The 21,041-nt window shown below is 66.2% G+C and carries 16 protein-coding genes; 4 read left to right on the top strand and 12 right to left on the bottom strand.

What is annotated here, in order from left to right:
- Window positions 1–49: 49 nt before the first annotated feature.
- Window positions 50–868 carry a purine-nucleoside phosphorylase gene (locus AC5RVY_RS11460; protein WP_493954830.1) on the bottom strand — a complete coding sequence of 273 codons (819 nt, stop codon included), beginning with the start codon at window positions 866–868 and terminating at the stop codon, window positions 50–52.
- Window positions 869–975: 107 nt separating this feature from the next.
- Here AC5RVY_RS11460 and AC5RVY_RS11465 point away from each other — a divergent pair, with 107 nt between their 5' ends.
- Window positions 976–2,391 (top strand): NAD(P)H-quinone dehydrogenase, encoded by a 1,416-nt coding sequence (locus tag AC5RVY_RS11465; protein WP_493954831.1) that lies wholly within the window; start codon window positions 976–978, stop codon window positions 2,389–2,391.
- A gap of 119 nt (window positions 2,392–2,510) precedes the next feature.
- On the opposite strand, the gene AC5RVY_RS11470 is transcribed toward AC5RVY_RS11465, so the two are convergent.
- The 3 genes from AC5RVY_RS11470 to AC5RVY_RS11480 are packed head-to-tail and all read right to left on the bottom strand — an operon-like array spanning window position 2,511 to window position 7,757.
- Entirely contained in the window at window positions 2,511–4,067 is a 1,557-nt protein-coding gene (locus tag AC5RVY_RS11470) for an FAD-dependent oxidoreductase (RefSeq protein ID WP_493954832.1), read from the bottom strand.
- Window positions 4,064–6,292, bottom strand: coding sequence for a molybdopterin oxidoreductase family protein (locus tag AC5RVY_RS11475; RefSeq protein ID WP_493954833.1), 2,229 nt, complete (start codon window positions 6,290–6,292; stop codon window positions 4,064–4,066). The genes AC5RVY_RS11470 and AC5RVY_RS11475 overlap by 4 nt, the downstream gene beginning before the upstream one ends.
- 1 nt (window position 6,293) lies before the next feature.
- Entirely contained in the window at window positions 6,294–7,757 is a 1,464-nt protein-coding gene (locus AC5RVY_RS11480; RefSeq protein ID WP_493954834.1) for an MFS transporter, read from the bottom strand.
- Between the two features lie 275 nt (window positions 7,758–8,032).
- Between AC5RVY_RS11480 and AC5RVY_RS11485 the strand changes: the two genes are divergently transcribed.
- Window positions 8,033–9,445 (top strand): MFS transporter, encoded by a 1,413-nt coding sequence (locus tag AC5RVY_RS11485; RefSeq protein ID WP_493954835.1) that lies wholly within the window; start codon window positions 8,033–8,035, stop codon window positions 9,443–9,445.
- Window positions 9,446–9,584: 139 nt separating this feature from the next.
- On the opposite strand, the gene AC5RVY_RS11490 is transcribed toward AC5RVY_RS11485, so the two are convergent.
- The 6 genes from AC5RVY_RS11490 to AC5RVY_RS11515 form a co-directional block, all read right to left on the bottom strand.
- On the bottom strand, window positions 9,585–10,316 hold the full coding sequence (locus tag AC5RVY_RS11490; RefSeq protein ID WP_493954836.1) for a glutamine amidotransferase: 732 nt from the start codon (window positions 10,314–10,316) through the stop codon (window positions 9,585–9,587).
- Window positions 10,317–10,378: 62 nt separating this feature from the next.
- On the bottom strand, window positions 10,379–10,819 hold the full coding sequence (locus tag AC5RVY_RS11495) for a YybH family protein (protein ID WP_493954837.1): 441 nt from the start codon (window positions 10,817–10,819) through the stop codon (window positions 10,379–10,381).
- Between the two features lie 19 nt (window positions 10,820–10,838).
- Window positions 10,839–12,653 carry an acetyl/propionyl/methylcrotonyl-CoA carboxylase subunit alpha gene (locus AC5RVY_RS11500; RefSeq protein WP_493954838.1) on the bottom strand — a complete coding sequence of 605 codons (1,815 nt, stop codon included), beginning with the start codon at window positions 12,651–12,653 and terminating at the stop codon, window positions 10,839–10,841.
- A gap of 128 nt (window positions 12,654–12,781) precedes the next feature.
- Window positions 12,782–13,426 carry a Maf family protein gene (locus tag AC5RVY_RS11505; protein ID WP_493954839.1) on the bottom strand — a complete coding sequence of 215 codons (645 nt, stop codon included), beginning with the start codon at window positions 13,424–13,426 and terminating at the stop codon, window positions 12,782–12,784.
- A gap of 27 nt (window positions 13,427–13,453) precedes the next feature.
- The gene (locus AC5RVY_RS11510; protein WP_493954840.1) at window positions 13,454–15,976 is read right to left on the bottom strand and encodes an MMPL family transporter; all 2,523 of its coding nucleotides are present in this window, start codon (window positions 15,974–15,976) and stop codon (window positions 13,454–13,456) included.
- A gap of 18 nt (window positions 15,977–15,994) precedes the next feature.
- Window positions 15,995–16,693, bottom strand: coding sequence for a TetR/AcrR family transcriptional regulator (locus AC5RVY_RS11515; protein ID WP_493954841.1), 699 nt, complete (start codon window positions 16,691–16,693; stop codon window positions 15,995–15,997).
- Window positions 16,694–16,874: 181 nt separating this feature from the next.
- On the opposite strand from AC5RVY_RS11515, the gene AC5RVY_RS11520 reads away from it, so the two are divergent.
- Window positions 16,875–17,435, top strand: coding sequence for a hypothetical protein (locus AC5RVY_RS11520; protein ID WP_493954842.1), 561 nt, complete (start codon window positions 16,875–16,877; stop codon window positions 17,433–17,435).
- An 81-nt stretch (window positions 17,436–17,516) separates the two neighbouring features.
- Here the strand turns inward: AC5RVY_RS11520 and AC5RVY_RS11525 are convergent, their stop codons facing one another.
- Window positions 17,517–18,956 carry a dicarboxylate/amino acid:cation symporter gene (locus AC5RVY_RS11525; protein WP_493954843.1) on the bottom strand — a complete coding sequence of 480 codons (1,440 nt, stop codon included), beginning with the start codon at window positions 18,954–18,956 and terminating at the stop codon, window positions 17,517–17,519.
- 97 nt (window positions 18,957–19,053) lie between these two features.
- Window positions 19,054–19,758, bottom strand: a complete 705-nt coding sequence (locus AC5RVY_RS11530) for a recombinase family protein (RefSeq protein WP_493954844.1) — start codon at window positions 19,756–19,758, stop codon at window positions 19,054–19,056.
- A 304-nt stretch (window positions 19,759–20,062) separates the two neighbouring features.
- Between AC5RVY_RS11530 and AC5RVY_RS11535 the strand changes: the two genes are divergently transcribed.
- A complete protein-coding gene (locus AC5RVY_RS11535) occupies window positions 20,063–20,860 on the top strand; it encodes a hypothetical protein (protein WP_493954845.1) in 798 nt (265 codons plus the stop codon).
- Window positions 20,861–21,041 lie beyond the last annotated feature (181 nt).

Below are 21,041 nucleotides of genomic sequence, written 5' to 3' on the forward strand. Positions count from 1 at the left end.
AACGCTATCGTCATTGGCCCCCGAACTCCCGCCGTCCACTGCCTGTGCCTCAGAGCCGGGCGATGATTTCGGCGAGCAGCTTGGAGATCCGGGGGCCTGCTGCCTGACCTGACTCGAGGACTTCCTCATGGCTGAGCGGCTGGGGGCTGATGCCCGCGGCAAGGTTGGTGACCAGGGAAATGCCGAAGACTTCCATTCCTGCGTGACGTCCCGCAATGGCCTCCAGGGCGGTGGACATGCCCACGAGGTCGGCGCCGATGCGCTTGGCGTACTGCACCTCTGCAGGAGTCTCGTAGTGCGGGCCGGGGAACTGGGCGTAAACACCTTCGTCCAGGCTGGAATCCACCTCACGGGCGATCCCGCGGATCCGCGCAGAGTACAGATCTGTCAGGTCAACGAAGGTGGCGCCCTCCAGCGGGGAGGCGGCGGTGAGGTTGATGTGATCCCGTATCAGCACCGGAGTGCCCGGCGCCCAGTTTTCGTTGAGCCCTCCGCAGCCGTTGGTGAGGACCAGGGTGCTGCAGCCCGCTGCCGCCGCGGCCCTGATGCCGTGGACCACGGCGCGCACGCCCTTGCCCTCGTAGTAGTGGGTCCGGGCGCCGAGTACCAAGGCACGCTTGCCCTCCTTGGTCAGCACGGAACGGATGGTGCCAACATGGCCCACCACTGCCGGGGCGTGGAAACCGGGGACTTCCTCGGCGGACAGGGTGGCGGTGGTTTCGCCGATGAGGTCGGCGGCTTCAGCCCAGCCGGAGCCGAGCACCAGGGCGGTATCGTGGCTGTCCACGCCGGTTTCTTCGGCGATGTAGTCGGCGGCGGCGCGTGCGGCAGCAAAGGGGTCCGTGTTCAGGAAGTCTGTTGTACTCACTGGTACAAGTTATCCTGCCGGTCCTGTTGGGCCCACCCTTTCGCGGTTTTCCGCCAGAGAACGGTTTCTTTGGTGGTCCGGAGGACGATGCAGGAGAATGGGCTTTTGTGACTACGCATCCAGATTTCAGTTCGCCCCGGATCGCAATCCTGGGAGGTGGTCCCGGTGGTTATGAGGCCGCCATGGTGGCCGCCTCGCTCGGGGGGCAGGTCACCATCATCGAGCGTGCCGGCCTCGGCGGCTCCGCCGTGCTGACCGACGTCGTTCCTTCCAAGACCCTGATCGCGACCGCGGACCTGATGACCCGGGTGGCCGAGGCGGGGGAGCTGGGAGTGAAGTTCGACGTCGACGGCGGCGACTTTGTGCCGGTGATGCGCGCGGACCTCAAGCACATCAACGACCGCCTCCTGAACCTGGCCCGGAGCCAGTCAAAGGACATCCACGACGGCCTGGCGCAGCAGGGCGTGCGCATCCTCGCCGGATCGGGCCGGCTCCTGAACGATCGCACCATTGAAGTGGTTACTGTTGACGGCACGGAGACCGTGGAAGCGGACACCATCCTGCTGGCGGTCGGCGCGCACCCGCGGGAACTGCCCACGGCCCGCCCTGACGGCGAGCGGATCCTGAACTGGACCCAGATCTACAACCTGGACGAACTTCCCGAGGACCTGATCGTGGTGGGTTCCGGTGTAACCGGAGCGGAATTCGCATCCGCCTACAACGGCCTGGGCTCCAAGGTCACCCTGATTTCCAGCCGCGACCGTGTGCTTCCCGGCTCGGACGTTGATGCGGCCGTGGTACTGGAGGAAGTGTTCGAACGCCGGGGCGTCCGGGTCCTGTCACGCTCCCGCGCGGAGCAGGTGGAGCGCACGGACGACGGCGTAGTGGTCACCCTGAGCGACGGGTCCAAGGTAACGGGCAGCCACTGCCTGCTGTGCCTGGGCTCCATCCCCAACACCGCGGGCATTGGACTGGAAGAGGCCGGGGTTGCTGTGAGCGAGAGCGGCCACATCAAGGTGGACGGCGTGTCCCGGACCTCCGCCCCGAACATCTACGCTGCGGGTGACTGCACCGGCGTGCTGCCGCTCGCCTCGGTTGCAGCAATGCAGGGCCGGATTGCCGTTGCCCACTTCATGGGGGACATGGTGACCCCGCTCAAGCTGCACCAGGTGGCGTCCAACATTTTCACGTCCCCGGAAATCGCGAACGTGGGTGTTTCCGAGGCCGACATCGACTCCGGCAAGTACCAGGGCGATGTCATCAAGCTTTCGCTGCGCAGCAACGCCCGCGCCAAGATGCGCAACGCCAAGGATGGCTTCGTGAAGATCTTCGCCCGGAAGGGGTCCGGAACGGTGATCGGCGGGGTGGTTGTGGGCCCCAATGCCTCAGAGTTGATCTTCCCCATCTCCATTGCGGTCAAGCAAAAGCTGCACGTGGATGATGTGGCCAGCACCTTCACGGTGTATCCGTCGCTTACCGGCTCCATTTCGGAAGCCGCGCGCCGGTTGCACGTGCACCTGTAATAGCGGAGCGGCACGAAAGGCCTGGATCGTCAGCGTTTAGTACTTTCGCCACGCTCTACTCAGGCGGCGGAGACCGCCTGGGGCCACGGCCGCCGGGTTCCCTGGCCGGGCTTGCGAGGTTAGGGGGCGACTGGGGAGAAGTGTTTTTCGATGAGCCCCTTGATGTCCTCGTGGCAGCCGCCGCAGCCGGTGCCTGCCCGGGTGGCCTTGGAAACCTCCGGCACGGTGGCGCAGCCTTCCTCCACGGCCTTCTGAATGGTTGCCCCGCTGACTCCGGCGCACCGGCAAACGGTGCCCTGCGGGTCCGCGGCCGCAGTCGGCAGTTGGTCCGGCCCGTCCAGCCTCAACAGCAGCGACCTGTCCGCCGGAAGCTCGGCGCCGCGCTCAAAAAGCCCCACGAGCTCGGCAGCGGTCCGCGGCATGCCCACTGCCACCAGGCCCTCAAGGACGCCGCCCCTGGTGGTCATCTTGACGTACCGGCCATGCTCCGGGTCGGCCCATTGGGCGATCTGCAGCCGGGCACGGCCGTTCACCGCGCCGGCCGTGAGGATCTCCTCGTCCCAGGGCTCTGCTGCGTTGTCTCCGGCCACCGCCATGTTCATGCCGCGGGCCTTGAGGACTACCACCCCGGCCTGCTCAGCCGGCAGTTCCGGCAGTACTTCGGCTTCCGCCGGTGCCCCGGATGCGAGCAGCGTCAGGTATTCGGCCAGCCATTCGGCCTGCCGCCAGCCCGGACCGACCAGCCCGGACGGGCCTTTCGCGTTCCGGCACCGGGCGCAGTCAGGCTCAGGGCAGCGCACCTCTGCGCAGTCACCGATGGCGAAGATGTGCGGTTCATGGTGTGCCCGCAGCCGGTGGTCCACCAGGATCCCGTTGGCAGCGGGGAGCCCGCAGCCCTCGGCCAGTTCCGTGCGGGGGCGGACTCCGCACGAGATGACCAGGAGGTCCCCGTCGATCGCGGATCCGTCGTCGAGCAGCAGGGCCGAGAACCCGCCGTCGGGCGCATTGTGCTCCACGCCGGTGGACCGTGCGTTGCCGGCGATGCGGACGCCGCAACGGCGCAGGCTTGCGGCCAGGACTGCGCCGCCGCCGCGGTCGATATTACGGCCCAGCGGGTGCGGTCCGTTATGGACCACCGTCACCGTGGCGCCTTCTTCAGCTGCGGCCAGGGCCGTCTCCAGGCCCAGGACGCCGCCGCCCAGGACCACCACCCGCTTACCGCCGGCCACCGCCTGGCGCAGCACCTCGGCGTCCCGCAGGTCGCGCAGGGCTGTGACACCGGCAGGCAGCACCGGTGACGTGGGATCGGGGTTGATGCCGGTCAGGTTGGGAATCACCGGACGGGATCCGGTAGCGAACACCAGGCGGTCATAATGGGCCGCCGAACCGTCGGACAGCAGGACCTGCTGGCGCGCCCGGTCCACGCGGCGCACCCGGATGCCAAGGCGCACGTCCACGCCCTCGGCGGCCAGGGCATCGGCGTCCGAAAGCGCCAGGGCCTCGGCCGTCGTCCGCCCCACGCCGAGGTCAGCGACCAGTACCCGGTTGTAGGCGGCCTCCGCTTCCGCCCCCACCACCGTCAGGTTCACGTGGCCCTCGCGGACGGCAGGCAGGAGCTCATCAACCAGCCGGGCGGCCACCGGGCCGAATCCCACAATGACAATTTGCTCGCTCATGAGGCCTCCGTCGTTTGCAGCACGTTGGTTGAAAGAGGTGCGGCAGCCGGGCTGACCCACACCTTGTTGAACTTGAACTCCGGCATCCCGGACGTAGGGTCCGTCGCGGCCTCAGTGAGCCGGTTGGCGCTCTCGAGTCCAGGAAAATGGAAGGGCAGGAACACTGTGTCCGGGCGGATCGCCGTGCTCAGCTCGGCCCGGCACACCACTTCGCCGCGTTCGTTGGCCACCGAAACCAGTGACCCTTCGGCAATGCCCATGGATCCCGCGGCGGCCGGATGGAGCTGCAGCTTCGCCTCCGGACGTGTTTCCAGGAGCTCCGCCACCCGGCGGGTCTGGGCGCCGGACTGGTAGTGCTCCAGCAGCCGGCCGGTGATCAGCGTCATGGTTGTGGCCCTCGGGACTGTGCCATCCCCTGCAGGGGGCGCAGCAGGAGCACGACGGCGGCGGGGCGCCACCGGGACCATCACGGCTTTGCCGTCTGCGTGCGCGAACCTGTCCCGGAACAGGCGCGGCGTTCCGGTACTGCCCTTGGGGTAGGGCCAGTAGGCGGCTTCGCCGCGGTCCAGCATGGCGTAGTCGATGCCGGAGTAGTCCGCCAGCCCGCCTGCCGAAGCCAGGCGGAGTTCCTCGAAGACGGTTTCGGGGTCCTCGCTGTAGGTCGATGGGGCCTCCAGGGCCTCGGCCAGCCGTGCCATGATCCAGAGTTCACTGCGGGCGCCGGCCGGCGGCGTCAGGGCCTGGCGGCGGCGCAGCACCCGCCCTTCAAGGTTGGTGAGCGTGCCTTCCTCCTCGGCCCACTGCAGTACTGGAAGAACGAGGTCCGCCTCAGCCGCGGTCTCCGACATAAAGAAATCGCAGACCACCAGGAAGTCCAGGCTGCGCAGGCCGCTGATCACGGCGTTGGCGTCGGGCGAGGCCACCGCAATGTTGGAGGCGTGGACGAAAAGGCAACGGACGCCGTCGGGCTTTCCCAGCGACTGAAGCAGTTGCACGGCCGGCAGGCCGGGGCCGGGAATCAGGCTCTCCGGGACACCCCAGACCTTGGCGACGTGCTCGCGGGCGGCGGGATCGGTGATCTTGCGGTAGCCGGGGAGCTGGTCGGCCTTCTGGCCGTGCTCGCGGCCGCCCTGGCCGTTGCCCTGGCCGGTGAGGGTGCCGTAGCCGCTGCTGGCCGATCCAGGCAGTCCGAGCAGGAGGCTGAGGTTGATGGCTGCGGTGGCGGTATCCGTGCCGTCCACATGTTGCTCCACGCCACGGCCGGTGAGGATGTAGCTGCCGCCCTTGCGTGCGCCTTCCGCGAGCCGGCGTGCGGTCTCCCGGATGAGTTCCGCCGGGACGCCGGTGATGGACTGCACCCGTTCAGGCCAGAAGGAGTTCACGCTGCGGACCACGGCGCTGTAGCCCGAGGTGCGTTCCTCGATGTAGGGGGTGTCCACCAGGTTTTCGTGGATGACCACGTGGGAGATGCCCAGCAGGAGGGCAAGGTCGGTGCCCGGCAGGGGCTGGAGGTGCAGGCCGCCGCCGTCGGCCGTAAAGGCCGCCGTGGCTGAACGGCGGGGATCCACCACGATCAGCCCGCCGGCGTCGCGCGTTCCCTTCAGGTGCTGCACGAAGGGCGGCATGGTTTCGGCCACGTTGGAACCAAGCATCAGGATGGTGCTGGCGGTGTCCAGGGCTTCGAGCGGGAACGGCAGGCCGCGGTCCACGCCGAAGGCCCGCATCCCTGCGGCCGCAGCGGAGGACATGCAGAAACGGCCGTTGTAATCGATCCGGGAGGTCCCCAAGGCGAGCCGGGCAAACTTTCCCAGCATGTAGGCCTTCTCGTTGGTGAGGCCGCCGCCGCCGAACACGCCCACCGAGTCCCGGCCGTAGCGGGCGCGGGCGTCTTTCACTGCGCCCGCGGCCAGGGCCAGGGCCTGGTCCCAGCCAATGGGGCGGTGGACGCCGTCCGGGCCCCTCAGCAGCGGTTCGGTGATCCTGCCCGGATGGTTCAGGAGTGTCGCGGAGGTCCAGCCTTTGCGGCACAGGCCACCACGGTTGGTGGGAAAGTCGCGTCCGCTGACGTCAAGGAGTGCCTTGGATGCGGGCCGTTCCCCAACGGCCGGTATGGACACGGGGACTGGCCCCGGCTGTGCAGCCGGGACCAGTTCCGCTGGAGACGTGAGCGTCATGGCGCACTGCAAAGCGCAGTAAGGGCAGTGCGTGTCGGCGCTTTTGGTCATGTTAGACGTGTCCCATCGCATTTCGGTTGGCGTTGCGGATGTAGCAGAACCAGCAGACCGTGAGCATCAGGGCGTACGCTCCGACGAAGCCGTAGAAGGCCGGGGTGTAGGAGCCGCTGGCAGTGTTGGAGGCATTCAGCACCTGCGGGATCACGAACCCGCCGTAGGCGCCGATGGCCGAGATCAGGCCAAGCGCCGAGGAAGCCAGGCGCTGGGTTGCCACCGTGCTTGCCCCGTTGCGGGCCGCGCGACTGGAGGTGGCGAAGATGACGGGGATCATGCGGTACGTGGCGCCGTTTCCGAAGCCGCTGGCAGTGAAGAGCATGAGGAACAGGACCAGGAACAGCCAGAAGTTCTTCAGCGGCAGGGTCCAGATCATGGTGAGCGTGATGACGGCCATGGAGGCGAAGGCACTGACGGTCATCCGGGCGCCGCCCATGCGGTCCGCCATGCGTCCGCCGTAAGGCCGGGCCAGGGAACCCACCAGCGGGCCGAGGAAGGCCAGGGACAGTGCCACTGTGCCGACTCCGATGGAGGAGAAAGCGGGGAAATAGTCCTTGATCAGCTTCGGGAACACACCGGCAAAACCGATGAAGGAGCCGAAGGTGCCGATGTAGAGCAGGGCCATGATCCACAGGTGCGGTTCCTTCAGCGCCGCCACTGAACCGGCGATGTCGCCCTTGGCGCTGGTGAGGTTGTTCATGTACTTGAAGGCGCCAAAGGCTGCCAGCAGGATGAACGGGACCCACATCCAACCGGCCATGGGCAGGTTGACAGTGCCCGCGGCGAGCAGGGTGATGACGATCGGAACGGCAAGCTGGGCGATGGCGGCACCAAGGTTTCCACCGGCGGCGTTCAGGCCCAGCGCCCAGCCCTTTTCACGGGCAGGGTAGAAGAACGTGATGTTGGCCATGGAGCTGGCGAAGTTGCCGCCGCCGAAGCCCGCCAAGGCAGCGACGAGCAGCATCACGCCGAACGGCGTTTCCGGGTTGGAGACGCAGAGGGCCAGCCCGATGGAGGGGATCAGGAGCAGCAGGGCGGACACGATGGTCCAGTTGCGGCCGCCGAAGCGCGGAACCATAAAGGTGTAGGGGATGCGCAGTGTGGCACCCACCAGGCTGGGCATGGAGATCAGCCAGAAGATTTCCGAGGTGGAGAAGGTGAAGCCTGCGGCGGGCAGCTGGACCACCACGATGGACCAGAGCTGCCACACAACGAAGCCGAGGAATTCGGCGAAGATTGACCAGTTGAGGTTGCGGCGGGCGATGGAGCGGCCGGCAGATTCCCACTGTTCCTTGTTCTCGGCATCCCAGTTCGCGATCCAGCGGCCGGGGCGGAATTCAAGGGCGGGGGCAGTGCGGGTAGAGCCGGGCTGTGCGCTGGCGGATGCGTTTCCGGGCCTTGCAGTGTTGTCAAGATCAACGGAATTGCCGGGGCCGGCATCAGCGGTGCGGTCAACAGTCACGGGGTACCTCCTTTGGGGGATGTTGTTCCTCCACGGTAGGTAAGGCGCGTTTCACGGACCGACGCCGTGTGTTAACGGGTTGTGACATTTGCCTATCGGCGGCTTTTTGCTGCCGTTAGGCAGGGGTTAGGGCGGCAAAAATGAGACGGACGGCACATGTCCGGATCGTGGACCTTTCGTCCATTCAATGGACCATGGGAACTAAGATCGAACTCTAACTATTTCGAGCCGGACCCCTACGCGGGGTCCGGCGGGTCCTCATGAAAGCGTTGCCTATGTCTTCCACCGATACCTCCACGGTGCCCGGATCCCCGCAGCCGGTGAACTCACGCGGCCGCGTGATCGTTGCCAGCCTGATCGGCACCACGGTTGAGTTTTACGACTTCTACGTTTATGCGACTGCTGCCGTCCTGGTGTTCCCGCAGCTGTTCTTCCCCAGCCAGAACGAAACAACCCAGCTGTTGAGCTCTTTCGCAGTGTTCGGCGTTGCCTTTGTGGCCCGCCCGCTGGGCTCCATCATCTTTGGGCATTTCGGCGACAAGTTCGGCCGCAAGGGCACCCTGGTGGCGTCGCTGCTGACCATGGGCATCGCCACGTTCCTCATCGGCTGCCTGCCTACCGCGCTGGTGCCAGGCTGGGAGTTCCTGGCTCCTGCCCTGCTCGTGGTGATGCGGTTCGCCCAGGGCCTCGCGCTTGGCGGCGAGTGGAGCGGCGCGGCGCTGTTGGCTACGGAGAACGCTCCGGCCAACAAGCGCGCGGTTTACGGGACCTTCCCGCAACTGGGTGCACCGATCGGCTTCATCATCGCCAACGTGATCTTCCTGGTGTTCAGCTACGCCCTCAGTCCCGCTGATTTCCAGGCCTGGGGCTGGCGCGTGCCGTTCCTGCTGAGCGCCGTCATGGTGATCATCGGCCTCTACGTCCGCCTCAAGCTGATTGAAACGCCCGCGTTCACCAAGGTGCTGGAGTCCAACGAGGTAGCCAAGCTGCCCCTGGGCCGTGTCTTCAAGACCAGCTGGCGCCAGTTGATCCTGGGCACGTTCATCATGCTGGCCACTTACGTGCTCTTCTACCTGATGACCACGTTCACCCTCACCTTCGGCACCCGCCCCTCCAGCCTCGAGGCTGCCAGGGCCGCGGCCGAAAAGGCCGGCAAACCGATGAGCGATGCGGCGGCCGCGGCGTTCGTGCCCGGCCTGGGCTTCACCCGCAACGACTTCCTTTGGATGCTGATTGCCGGCGTCGTATTCTTCGGCATCTTCACGCTGGTGTCCGGACCCCTGGCTGAAAAGTACGGCCGGCGCAAGATGCTGATTGCCGTGACCGCCGGGATCTTCGTCTTCGGCCTGCTGTTCGTGCCGCTGTTCAGCGGCGGATTCGTCGGCACCATGGCCCTGCTCGTCATCGGCTTCTCCCTGATGGGCCTGACGTTCGGACCGATGGGTGCGCTGTTGCCTGAGCTGTTCCCCACCAACGTCCGCTACACAGGGTCTGCCGTGAGCTACAACTTCTCCAGCATCCTCGGTGCTGCCGTTGCCCCGTTCATCGCCGTGGCTCTCTGGGAACTCGCAGACGGCAGCCCGGTGCTGGTGGGTGTGTACCTGACCGCCATGTCCGTGTTGACGCTCATCGCGCTGTTCCTCAGCAAGGAAACCCGCGACCTGGACTACGAAAACAACGTGGCCTGACACTTCGCCTGTGCCTTCCAGCCCGGTCAGTGGCTGCGGTGCCCGGCGCGTTCCCCGTGATTCAGGGGAATGCGCCGGGCATTTCGTCTTTCCGGGGGCGGTAACCGGGCAGGAGGGTACGACGGCGGGCTGCCGCGGCTCAGCTGGCGTAGCGGGCCACGAAGTTCTTCAGGATGTTCATGGGCTCGGCCACCGTGAACCGCCGGGCGTTGTCCATCAGCTCTTCGGCGGACTCGGGCGGAAAATAGCCGGCGTGCCGGTAGATGTCGATGCGGGTGCAGAGGCCTTCCGCGTCCAGTTCGGGGTGGAACTGGGTGGCATACAGGTTTTGCCGGATGCGGAACATCTGGACCGGGCAGGCCGCGGACCGTGCCAGGAGCACTGCATGTGCGGGCAGGACGGTGCAGGCCTCCTTGTGACCTGTGAAGGCGGTGAACCGGCGTGGCATTCCCCGAAGTACGGGATCCTCCAGTCCGGCGTCAGTGAGCTCGATCTCCGCGGCACCCAGCGGTTCACCGTAAGTCCTGTCGATGACGGCACCCTGGTGGGTGCCCAGGGTTCCAACGCCATAGCAGGCGCCCAGGAACGGGAAGTCCTCTGCCACCAGCTTGTCCAGGAGCCCGGACAGCTCGCGTTCCACGCGGTGCTGGGCAGGGGTCTTCTGCTCCGGCGGGTCGCTGGAGGTGAACGGGCTGCCGCCCACGATCACTCCCGAAAACCGGGACAGATCGAGTTCGGGCAGGGGAGCCGATTCCAGCCTGATGCGCCGCAGCTCCGAGGGCTCGAGCCCGCCGTACCTGAGGTAGGCAGCGTATTCATCCTCGGCTGCGGCGTCCTCGGCCCGTGACGCCAGGAGCAGGAAAGGCAACATGAGCTAAGTGTGCCTTTTCCACCCCGGCCTGTCAGCCTTTTGGCTCCCGTCCCGCAAGCTTGTCAGCTGGTGGCGGGCTGGCTCAGGGACCGGCGGGACTGGGGGCGGGCTGCCGGGTCTGCGTGGCGGTGTACCAGCTTCCAGTACCCTTCCTCGCGCCGGAAGACGCTGGTCACGCGGAGCGCGAATTCCTCGGCGAGGGCGGCACCGTCCAGGCGGGCACGGAAATGTTCCGTTTCCACCAGGAAGGCGGTGTCCCGGGCCGTGTAGGAGGTGATGGTGTCAAAACCCAGCATCTCGCCGTCCTGGAACTGCCGTGCCGCCTGGTCCAGCCGGGCTTCCACCTGCGCCCACCCGCGGGCAATGCCGCCGAACGGGTTGGCGAGCGTCACGTCGTCGAGCCGCGAGTACAGCTCCTTGACGGGTTCAGGGTTGCCCCGGGTGATTTCGGGGACGGCGAGGTGGTAACGGTCAACTTCTTCTTCAAAACTGGGTGCAAGCACGAGGGGGCCTTCCGGGGCGCTAGTCTTCGATTGTGGCGATGACGGCGCCTGCTGCCACCGTCTCGCCGGAGGCTGCAGTGAGGCCGGTGATGGTTCCGGAGCGGTGCGCGGTCAGCGGCTGCTCCATCTTCATCGCCTCGAGGACCACCACAAGATCGCCCTCCGCCACCATGTCGCCATTGGCAACGGCAACCTTGACGATGGTGCCCTGCATGGGTGAGGTCAGGGCGTTGCCGGTGGCCGCGGCCGTGCCGCCCGAGCGGGAGCGCTTCTTCGACTTGGACTGCTTGCCGGCGGCCCCGGCCGGACCGGCGCTCACGGAACCGAGTGATGCCGGAAGCACCACCTCGAGCCGCTTGCCGCCCACCTCAACCACCACGCGCTGCCGGTCGTCGGCGGAGCTCTCGATACCGGCGACGCCGTCGGGAGTCCACGCCGGAAGGTCGTTGACGAACTCGGTCTCAATCCAGCGGGTGTGGACCCGGAACGGGCCTTCTGCCGGCGCAAACGCGGGATCGGTCACCACTGCAAGGTCGAACGGGATGACGGTGGGAATGCCTTCGACCACCATCTCCTCCAGGGCGCGGCGGGCGCGCTGCAGGGCCTGAGGGCGGCTGGCGCCGGTGACGATGAGCTTGGAGAGCATGGAGTCGAAGTTGCCGCTGATGACATCGCCCTGTTCCACGCCCGAGTCGATGCGGACGCCGGGGCCGGTGGGGTTCTTCAGGACGCGGAGGGTGCCGGGGGCGGGCAGGAAGTTCCGGCCCGGGTCTTCACCGGTGATGCGGAATTCGAAGGAGTGCCCGCGTACCTCGGGATCGTCGTAGCCGAGCTTCTCGCCCCGGGCCAGCCGGAACTGTTCGCGGACCAGGTCAATGCCGGTGACTTCCTCGGAAACGCAGTGCTCCACCTGCAGGCGGGTGTTGACCTCAAGGAAGGAGATGGTGCCGTCCTGGCCTACGAGGAATTCACAGGTGCCGGCGCCGAGGTAGCCGGCTTCTTTCAGGATGGCTTTGGAGGATTCGTAGAGGCGGCGGTTCTGGTCTTCGCTGAGGAAGGGGGCGGGGGCTTCTTCCACCAGTTTCTGGTTGCGGCGCTGCAGTGAGCAGTCCCTGGTGGAGACCACCACAACGTTGCCGTACGCGTCGGCCAGGCACTGGGTCTCCACGTGCCGGGGCGCATCGAGGAACCGCTCGATGAAGCATTCGCCGCGGCCGAAGGCGGCGGTGGCTTCACGGACTGCAGATTCGAAGAGTTCGGGAATCTCGTCGCGGGTGCGGGCCACCTTGATGCCGCGTCCGCCGCCGCCAAAGGCCGCCTTGATGGCCACGGGCAGCCCGTGCTGGTCCACGAAGTCGAGGATTTCGGCGGCGGATTCCACCGGATCAGCGGTGCCGGGAACCAGCGGTGCGCCGACTTTTTCTGCGATGTGCCGGGCCTGGACCTTGTCGCCCAAGGCGGAGATGGCTTCCGGCGAGGGGCCGATCCAGGTGATGCCGGCTTCAATGACGCGGGCCGCGAACTGGGCGTTTTCGGCCAGGAACCCGTAGCCGGGGTGGATGGCGTCGGCGCCGGACCGGCGGGCGGCGTCGATGATCTTGTCCATCACCAGGTAGGACTCGGCGGCCGTGTTCCCGCCCAGTGCGTAGGCTTCGTCAGCAAGGCGGACATGCAGGGCGTCCCGGTCCGCGTCCGCGTAGACAGCCACCGAGGCAATGCCTTCGTCACGGGCGGCGCGGATGATGCGCACGGCGATTTCACCGCGGTTGGCGATCAGCACCTTTGTGAGGGTCGACTGCGTGGGATGTGCGGACTGCTCCAAATTTGCTGACAAGGCGTCTCCTTCTTTCCTTCAGGGAGCCTAGCGCGGTTTTGAGGGTTCCGCCGATATTACTTGCGGATTCCGCGTGTAAACCGCCAAGGCTTTGTAGGGAAGCTACAAGACTCGCCGAAATCGTGTCCTCACGGGGCCCGCCAGAGTTCGGTGATGCGCACGTTCGCGGAAGCGAGCAGGCCGCGCAGCGTGGACACGGACAGTCCAACGACGGTGTGCGGGTCGCCGTCGACCTTCCGGATGAAGGCACCGCCCAGGCCGTCGATGGTGAAGGAGCCGGCGCAGTGCAGCGGCTCACCGGTGGCGATGTAGGCGTCTATCTCCGCCGGATCCATCTCCAGGAAGGACACTGCCGCCGAGGCCACGGTTCCCAAGGTGGCGCCGCTTCCAGGTGCGGCATCGCCGTCGGGTTCGGTATCGCGGCAGTCCACCAGCCAGTGCCCGGTGTACAGCACGCCGGTGTTGCCGCTCATCCGCACCATGCGTTCCCGGGCGACGGCGGCGGTGTACGGCTTTCCGTGCGCCTCGCCGTCGAACTCAAAAACGGAGTCGCACCCGAGTACCAGCGCGCCGTCGGCTTCCGGCAGCGCCGCGACAGCCTCTGCCTTGGCACGTGCCAGCAGCAGGGCGGTGTCGTGCGGATCGGTGACCCCGTACCGGGCCTGGACGGCGTCTTCGTCAACGTCCGATACTAGGACCGAATGCCGGATGCCGGCCTCGGTGAGGAGCTTGGTGCGGGCGGGGGACTGGGAGGCAAGAATCAGGCGGACCACGGCTCCAGCCTAATTGACCGAGCCGGCCTAGTGGACGAGTGCTTCCGGCGCTTTGGCTGCTGCCGGCTGGTTCAGCTGGGCGCCTTCCACGTCGACGTCCGGCAGGATCCGGTCCAGCCAGCGCGGCAGCCACCACGACTTCTCACCCAGCAGGTACATCACGGCCGGAACAATGGTCATGCGGACCACAAAGGCGTCGAGCAGCACACCGAACGCCATCGCGAAGCCCAGCGGCCGCACCATGGTGAGGTGGCTGAAGATGAACCCGGCGAAGACGCTGACCATGATGATCGCTGCGGCAGTCACCACGGCGGCGGCGTGCCGGAAGCCCACCCGGACCGCCTGCTTCGCGGTGGAGCCGTGCATGTAGGCTTCGCGCATTCCGGAGGCGATAAACACCTGGTAGTCCATGGCCAGCCCGAAGAGGACGCCGATGAGGATAATCGGCAGGAAGCTGAGGACGGCGCCGGGGTTGGCGACGTCGAACACGCCACCCAGCCAGCCCCACTGGTACACGGCCACCACGGCACCGAACGCCGCGGCGAGGGACAGCAGGAAACCGCCGGTGGCGAGCAGCGGCACCACGATGGAGCGGAATACCAGCAGCAGCAGGATCAGGGAAAGTCCGACGACGATGGCCAGATAGGGCGGCAGCGCGTCACCGAGCTTCGTGGAGACATCAACGTTGCCGGCTGTCTGCCCCGTGAGGCCCATGGCCACCCCGTATTCGGACTGGATCTCATTGTTCAGGCCCCGGAGTTCGGCTACCACCCGGACGGTGCTGGCGCTGGCCGGGCCCTCCTTGGGGATGACCTGGAACACGGCTGTGCGCCGGTCCTCGCTGAGGGCGACGGGCACGGCGGCCACCACGTTGTCCACGGCGCGCAGCTTGTCCGCGACGTCGAACTGCAGTGCCTGGGCCTGGGCCTCGTCCAGGTTTGCCGGGAATTCGCCCACGGCCACAATCGGGCCGGTGACGCCTTCGCCGAAGCTCCGCGCGGTGAGGTCGTACGCTCGGTAGGCCTCTGACTCGACAGGTTCCGAGCCGCCGTCGGGCAGTGCCAGCTGCAGCTGGGTGGCAGGGAGTGCGAGTGTCCCCAGCAGGAGGACACCGGCCAGGAGTGCCAGCACCGGGTGCCGGGTGACCAGTCCGCCCCAGCCGCGGGTGCTGCGCTCACGGTCCTGCGCTTCGTCAGCTGCTTCGTGGCCGGGTTCGGCGTTGTGTGCCTCGGCTTTGGCCCAGGCGCGTTTCGAGATGATGCGGCGGCCGATCAGGGACAGCATGGCCGGGGTCAGGGTGATGGCCACCAGCACGGCTACGGCCACGGTGCCGGCAGCGGCCAGGCCCATGACGGCGAGGAAGGGCAGGCCCGGCACCACCAGGGCGGCGAGGGCAATGATGACCGTAAGGCCCGCGAAGACCACGGCGTTGCCCGAGGTGCCGGTTGCCCTGGCCACGGACTCCTCCAGGCTCATTCCGGCCAGCAGCTGGGTGCGGTGCCGGTTCACGATGAACAGTGAGTAGTCGATGCCGACGGCGAGGCCCAGCATCAGGGCAAGCATGGGGGAGATGGAGCTCATGTCGAACAGTCCGGAAAGGGCGAAGGTGATTCCCACGCCTACGCCAACACCGATAATCGCCATCAGCAGCGGCAGTCCCGCGGCAATAAGGGTGCCCAGCATGATGATCAGTACCAGGGCGGCCACGGCGATGCCGATGATTTCGGCGGCACCGAAGAGCTCGGAGATGTCCTCGGTGATCTCCTTGCTGGCGTAGGCTGTAACGCCGGCTGCTGACGTTTCGTGGGCGATGTCCTGGACCTGCTGCCGGACTTCCGGGCTCAGGCCGTTGATGGTGGTGTTGAACTGCACCTGCGCCACGGCAGCGCGCCCGTCCTCCGAGACAAAACGGATGGCCGAGGACGCTTCAGCCTGGCGCTTGCCCAGCTCCAGCTTGGCCTTGCCGGCTTCGAGTTCCCGGGTACCGGCGTCGAGCTTGGCCTGACCTTCGGCCAGGGCGGCCTTCTGCTGGCCAAGCTGCGCTTCGATGAGGGCCGCCGGGGCGCCGGCGGCTGCCAGCTGCTGTTCAGCGGCGGCGAGCTGGGCTGTGCCGGCCTCCAGCTGGGCGCGCGAGGCGTCCAGCTGCGCCTGGCCTGCGGCGAGCTGCTGTTCGCCGTCGGAAATGGCCTGACCGCCCTGGTCCACCTGCGCCTGGGTGGCGAAGGGATCCACGGTGCCGCGGACGTTTGGCACGCTCTCAAGCTTCTTTAGCGCGTCGGTGACGGCGGCGCGGCTCCCGGCGGTAAAACCGCCGTCGGGCGCTTCAAAAACGATCGTTGCGGTGCCCCCGGACGCTGCGGGAAGCTCCTTTTTCAGCTTGTCCGCGATCCGCTGCGTCTCCGTGCCTGGAATCTGGAAATTGTTGGACAGTGTGCCGTGGAAAGCGGCAGCTGAACCGCCAACAGCCAGCAGGACAGCCAGCCACAGTGAGATGACCAGCCAGCGCCGGCGGTAGGAAAAGGTGCCCAGGCGGTAAAGGAACAGTGCCATAACAGGTAGCCGATCTGGTCAGGAGGAAACGGATGCGGATGAGGCGGAACGCGCGGGAGCAGGCCTGCCGCCTGCGGTGAAACCCGAACCCAGCAGCGCCATGGCGTCGATGAGCAGTTGGCGGAGCTCTGCGAGGGAGTCGGGTGCCAGGTCCGGGCCTCGGCGGCTGAACCAGACCTCCATGGCGGCCTTGCCGCAGGAAATGATGGAGCCCGCCAGGGCGTGGATGTACAGCTCGTCCGCCTCGCCCGGGGTACCGGCGAGCCGCTCTCGGGCGACGGTGAAGACCTGTGCCCGGCAGTGGTCCCACGCCTCGAGTTCGGGGTGTGACATGAGCGGGCTCTGCTGGGTCAATGTGAACAGTTCCGCGAGCGGGGCAACCGCTGTGGGATCCGCAAGGGCCATCAGTGCGGCCTGGGCGGAGTCCAGCATGGGCTCGTCCGCCGGCCGGAGGCGCAGCTGTTGGATGGCGTTGTCCAGGAAGCCGTGGACGATGGAGGCCAGGGCGGCGTCGGTGCTGCTGAAGTAGTTGAAGAAGGTGCGGCGCGAGATTCCCGCCGCGTCGGCGATGTCTTCCACGGTGAAGTTTCCCGGGCCCTTGCTGCGGAGCAGGCCAAGGGCGGCGTCCGTGATGGCCTGGCGCGTAGCCGCCTTGTTCAGCTCTCGGCGGGAAGGCGCCCCTGTCAATTCTGGATTGCTGCCGCTGACCGTATTCACGCGCTTACACTACGTGCAAGTTTGCACGATGAGCAAGTTGCCGCACGTCCGCATCAACATTCACAGGAAGATGAAAGGTTCCGAACAGCTGTTCCAGAACCTGTTCCCCGATGCTTGAAAAGTCCCGGGAGGGATGAACCAACAGCAGCCGTCACTGACGGCAGATCCAGGAGACAAAAGAATGTCACGCACAAAGAAGATGACCGTAGGCCTGTCAGCCACGGCGCTGGCCCTCGGTGCCGGAATCGGTGTTGCCGGCATGGCCTCCGCCACCACCACACCAACCCCCACGCCCAGCGCCAGCTCGAGCGCCTCCGCGGACGGAAGCACCAGCACGGCCCCCGGCGGCATGGGCAGGCATGGCGGCCCTGGCGGTGAGCGGGGGGCGGCCCAGGCATCAGCGCTCGCGGAAAAGCTGGGCGTGGACGAGGCGAAGGTATCGGAGGCGCTCCAGGCGTTTCGCGAGGCCAACAGGCCCAGCACCCCGCCGGCCGAGGGCACCAAGCCGGACCCGACGGCCCGCGATGCTGCCCTGGCCAAGTCCCTGGCTGAATCGCTCGGGATTGAGGAGTCCAAGGTCACCGCCGCGCTCGAAGAGCTTCGCAGCGAGAAGCAGGCGGAGAAGGCCGCAGGATTGAAAACGCGGCTTGACCAGGCCGTCACGGACGGGAAGCTGACACAGGCCGAAGCTGACGCCGTCACCAAGGCCGTGCAGAACGGGATCATCGGCGGCGGCCGCTGACCCGGCAGGCTAAAGACAAAGAAGTCCCCGGGACAGTTCCCGGGGACTTCCTTGTACTGCTGAGGGGTGAGCAGGGACCCGTTAGGCCTTCGCGTCCGCCAGCTCACGTGACGTTGTGTCCGTGGAGGTTCCATCGGACGGAGCGGCAGCAGCGCTGTCCACACTGTCGTCCACGAAAGGCGTGCCGTTGCGGGGTGCGTTGTACAGCTTCTCGTCCAGGATGCCCTGGCGCTTGGCCACGATGGTGGGCACCAGCGCCTGGCCGGCCACGTTCACAGCGGTGCGGCCCATGTCCAGGATGGGATCGATGGCCAGCAGGAGGCCGACGCCGGCCAGCGGCAGTCCCAGCGTGGAGAGCGTCAGCGTCAGCATGACCACGGCGCCGGTGGTTCCGGCCGTTGCCGCGGAGCCCAGGACAGACACCAGTGCAATCAGCAGGTACTGGGTAAAGTCGAGCTGGATGCCGAAGAACTGGGCCACGAAGATCGCGGAGATTGCGGGGTAGATGGCCGCGCAGCCGTCCATCTTGGTGGTGGCGCCCAACGGCACGGCGAAGGAGGCGTAGGCGCGGGGGACACCAAGGTTGCGCTCAGCCACACGCTGGGTCAGCGGCAGGGTGCCCACCGATGAGCGGGACACGAAGGCCAGCTGGACGGCCGGCCACACGCCGGAGAAGTACTGCCTGACGGACAGGCCGTGGCTGCGGACCAGGATCGGGTAGACCGCGAAGATGACCAGGGCCAGGCCCACGTAGATGGCGAAGGTGAACTTGCCCAGGGAGCCGATGGTGTCCCAGCCGTAGACTGCGACGGCGTTGCCGATGAGGCCGACTGTGCCGAGCGGGGCGATCCGGATGATCCACCACAGGACCTTCTGGATGACGGCCAGCGCGGAGGCGTTCAGGGTCAGGAACGGCTCGGCAGCCTTGCCCACCTTGAGGGCGGCAACACCGACGGCGATGGCGATCACCAGGATCTGGAGCACGTTGAAGCTCACGGAGGTGGTGACTGCGCCTGATTCGGCAACGGTGGAGCTGGCGCCCAGGCCAAGGAAGTTCTTGGGGAACAGTCCGATGAGGAAGGACCACCAGTCACCGGATTTGCCGGAGTACTTGGCCTCCTCGGTGATGCCGGTGTTGGCGCCCGGCTGCAGCAGGACGCCCAGGCCGATGCCGATCAGCACGGCGATCAGGGACGTGATGGCGAACCACAGCAGTGTGTTCCATGCGAGCTTGGCGGCGTTGGACACCTGGCGCAGGTTGGAGATGGAGCTGACCACTGCGGTGAAAATCAGGGGAACGACGGCGGTCTGCAGCAACGACACATAGCTCGAGCCGATGGTCTGCAGCGTGGCGCCGAGTCCGTTGGGGCTGGTCTTGGTGCTGCCGGTGTACTTGGCCAGCAGGCCGAGGCCCAACCCCACGATGAGGGCGGCAATGATCTGGAAGCCGAACGAGCCAGCCCACTTGGGAAGCTGGAAGCCGGTCTTAGCGGATTCTGGGGGAGGGGTTTGAGTGCTCACCCGAATACGCTAGAGCCACAGCCCATATCACGACGAAAGCATGTTGAGAAATATTACGCGCAAAAACTCGCCGCGTGTTCGTGGAATCCCCGTGACTTCAAGGCTTTTCGCTGCATTTGTTACTTATTCCCGGGTCATGTGTGCTTAATGTCTCGCGCATTCGACAGGCCCGGTCGCCGAGACGGAAGGCCCGGGGTTGCTTTTGCCTTCTGGCGGAGCACCGCGGAGCTGTGGCAGCCGGTGGAGCGGGCACGTACGATCCGCAGGACAGCAGCAAAACAGGAAAAACGCGGCCGAAGCGTGTGCCATTTTGTCTGGCGGCGGCGATGCCGGCGTTGACCCGCTCGACCATGAGCTCGCGCTCATACTCGGCGAGGGATGGGAGCATGTTCAACATCGGCCGGTCCGTCGAGGTTGCCGGGTCGATGCCATCGGAGATGGGCCGGACGTGGACACCACAGCCGCGCAGAAGGGCCACGGTGTTCAGCACGTCGATCAGCGGCCGGTCCAGCTGGTCGACCCGCCAGACACCAACGATGTCGCCCTCCTCGGCGTACTCGAGGAGCCTTCTTATTCCGGGCCGCTCGATAGCCGTCTTGCTCCCGGAAGTCACATCGGCGAAGACGTCGCGTTTCTCCATACCGGCGGCGACCAGCGCATCCAGCTGGAGTTTGGCATCCTGGCAGGTGGGCGGGCGTCGCCCGGAGCTGATTGGGGCGAGGCGCGGAAGCAAACAGATTGCATAGTTCCGTTGGCTAGCGTCTTGAAAAACAACAGCTTTTCGAGACGTGCCATCGAGCATATCCGGAGCCGCGCGAGTGGGCGGAAACATCGGGCTGCCCGTGTGTCGTAATGCGGAACATGCTGGGGCTTTTCGAGTCAGAATTGCTTTGTGAGGCTGCTGGTTATACCCGCGTGAGTGCCTCCGGCCAGGGCGCTCCTGTCATTTCGGGGTTGCATGAGTCGAATCTGGTCTCCGTGCAGCTCTTCATTGTCACGGGTTCTGAGCCGGAGGAGACTTGAAGCGACGGCCTCCCATCTCGGGCCGCCCGCGGGGCCACCCGGCTGCGGGGCCTCACAGCACCCTGCAGCGGCTTGGTGGATCGATGAGGTCCATAACACCCCTCGAAGAGGCCGCTGCTCAGCGGTCGCTCCAACTCTTGCCCCTGGTCGCTATCGCACTGATTGGCTGTCTCGGCGGGTGCCAGTATGAGCCCGATAACGTCCCTCTCCCGCCCGCCAGTTCTCCGACTACGGAGGCTCGCACGGCCCCGCCACTGCCGGACGGAGGCGGCACCCGCACGGTCCCGCCGCTGCCGGAGAGTGGCGATATCGACGCCGGCACATACCTCGTCCCCGTCGCCGGCTACACGGAGCCTTTCGAAATCACCGTCCCAGACGGCTGGTTTGCTCTCGACAGCAAAAGCCTGGGCAAGGGCGACCCGGATCACCCGGCTGAATGGGCCGTCTACGTGACTCTTTGGCCCGCCAACTATGTGTCGATGGACGCATGCACCTGGATGGGCGCCCTTGCCGATGTCGGTCCGTCGGTCGAGGCCTTCATTAGGGCCATGGCGGCGCAGCCGTCAACGGCAAGCAGTCCTCCCGCCAAGATCATGGTAGGCAATTACTCCGGCTTCGAGTTCGACCACTCCGTCGAGGGCGATGTGGACATCAACGCCTGCGACGCCGACAGGTTATGTATCTACTCAGAAAATAGATACACCTGCACACACGGGTACTCGACTCGGGGCGAACGCGACACCTACCGGGTGGTCGACCTGAACGGCCAGCGCGCTGTGATCGGGGTGAGCGAACTTCACGAATCAATCAATCCTGAACTGAGAAGAGAGGCACGCGCCGTCTTCGACTCGATCGTGTTCAAGTCCGACCAAGCCGGCTGATGCGATCTCATCCCTCCCTCGGGCGCCGGCTCCTTCTCTGAAACCCACCTGCATGTCTCATAACCGAGGCGCCTCAAAACGCTAGGGATTTGAGACAGTAGAGCGTTGAAGCGGGCACTTCCCCGGTGATCCATTGAGGAAAGTAGGCAGTTCGGACCACTTTGACGAATTGCGAGCCCGT

It is taken from the genome of Arthrobacter sp. Ha26, from assembly GCF_059091705.1.

What these genes read in the sequence shown, in the direction of transcription:
- AC5RVY_RS11470 (WP_493954832.1), bottom strand. Translation starts at nt 4,067, where the DNA reads ATGAGCGAGCAAATTGTCATTGTGGGATTCGGCCCGGTGGCCGCCCGG.
- AC5RVY_RS11475 (WP_493954833.1), bottom strand. Translation starts at nt 6,292, where the DNA reads ATGACCAAAAGCGCCGACACGCACTGCCCTTACTGCGCTTTGCAGTGC.
- AC5RVY_RS11485 (WP_493954835.1), top strand. Translation starts at nt 8,033, where the DNA reads ATGTCTTCCACCGATACCTCCACGGTGCCCGGATCCCCGCAGCCGGTG.
- AC5RVY_RS11490 (WP_493954836.1), bottom strand. Translation starts at nt 10,316, where the DNA reads ATGTTGCCTTTCCTGCTCCTGGCGTCACGGGCCGAGGACGCCGCAGCC.
- AC5RVY_RS11510 (WP_493954840.1), bottom strand. Translation starts at nt 15,976, where the DNA reads ATGGCACTGTTCCTTTACCGCCTGGGCACCTTTTCCTACCGCCGGCGC.
- AC5RVY_RS11520 (WP_493954842.1), top strand. Translation starts at nt 16,875, where the DNA reads ATGTCACGCACAAAGAAGATGACCGTAGGCCTGTCAGCCACGGCGCTG.
- AC5RVY_RS11530 (WP_493954844.1), bottom strand. Translation starts at nt 19,758, where the DNA reads ATGCTCGATGGCACGTCTCGAAAAGCTGTTGTTTTTCAAGACGCTAGC.
- AC5RVY_RS11535 (WP_493954845.1), top strand. Translation starts at nt 20,063, where the DNA reads ATGAGGTCCATAACACCCCTCGAAGAGGCCGCTGCTCAGCGGTCGCTC.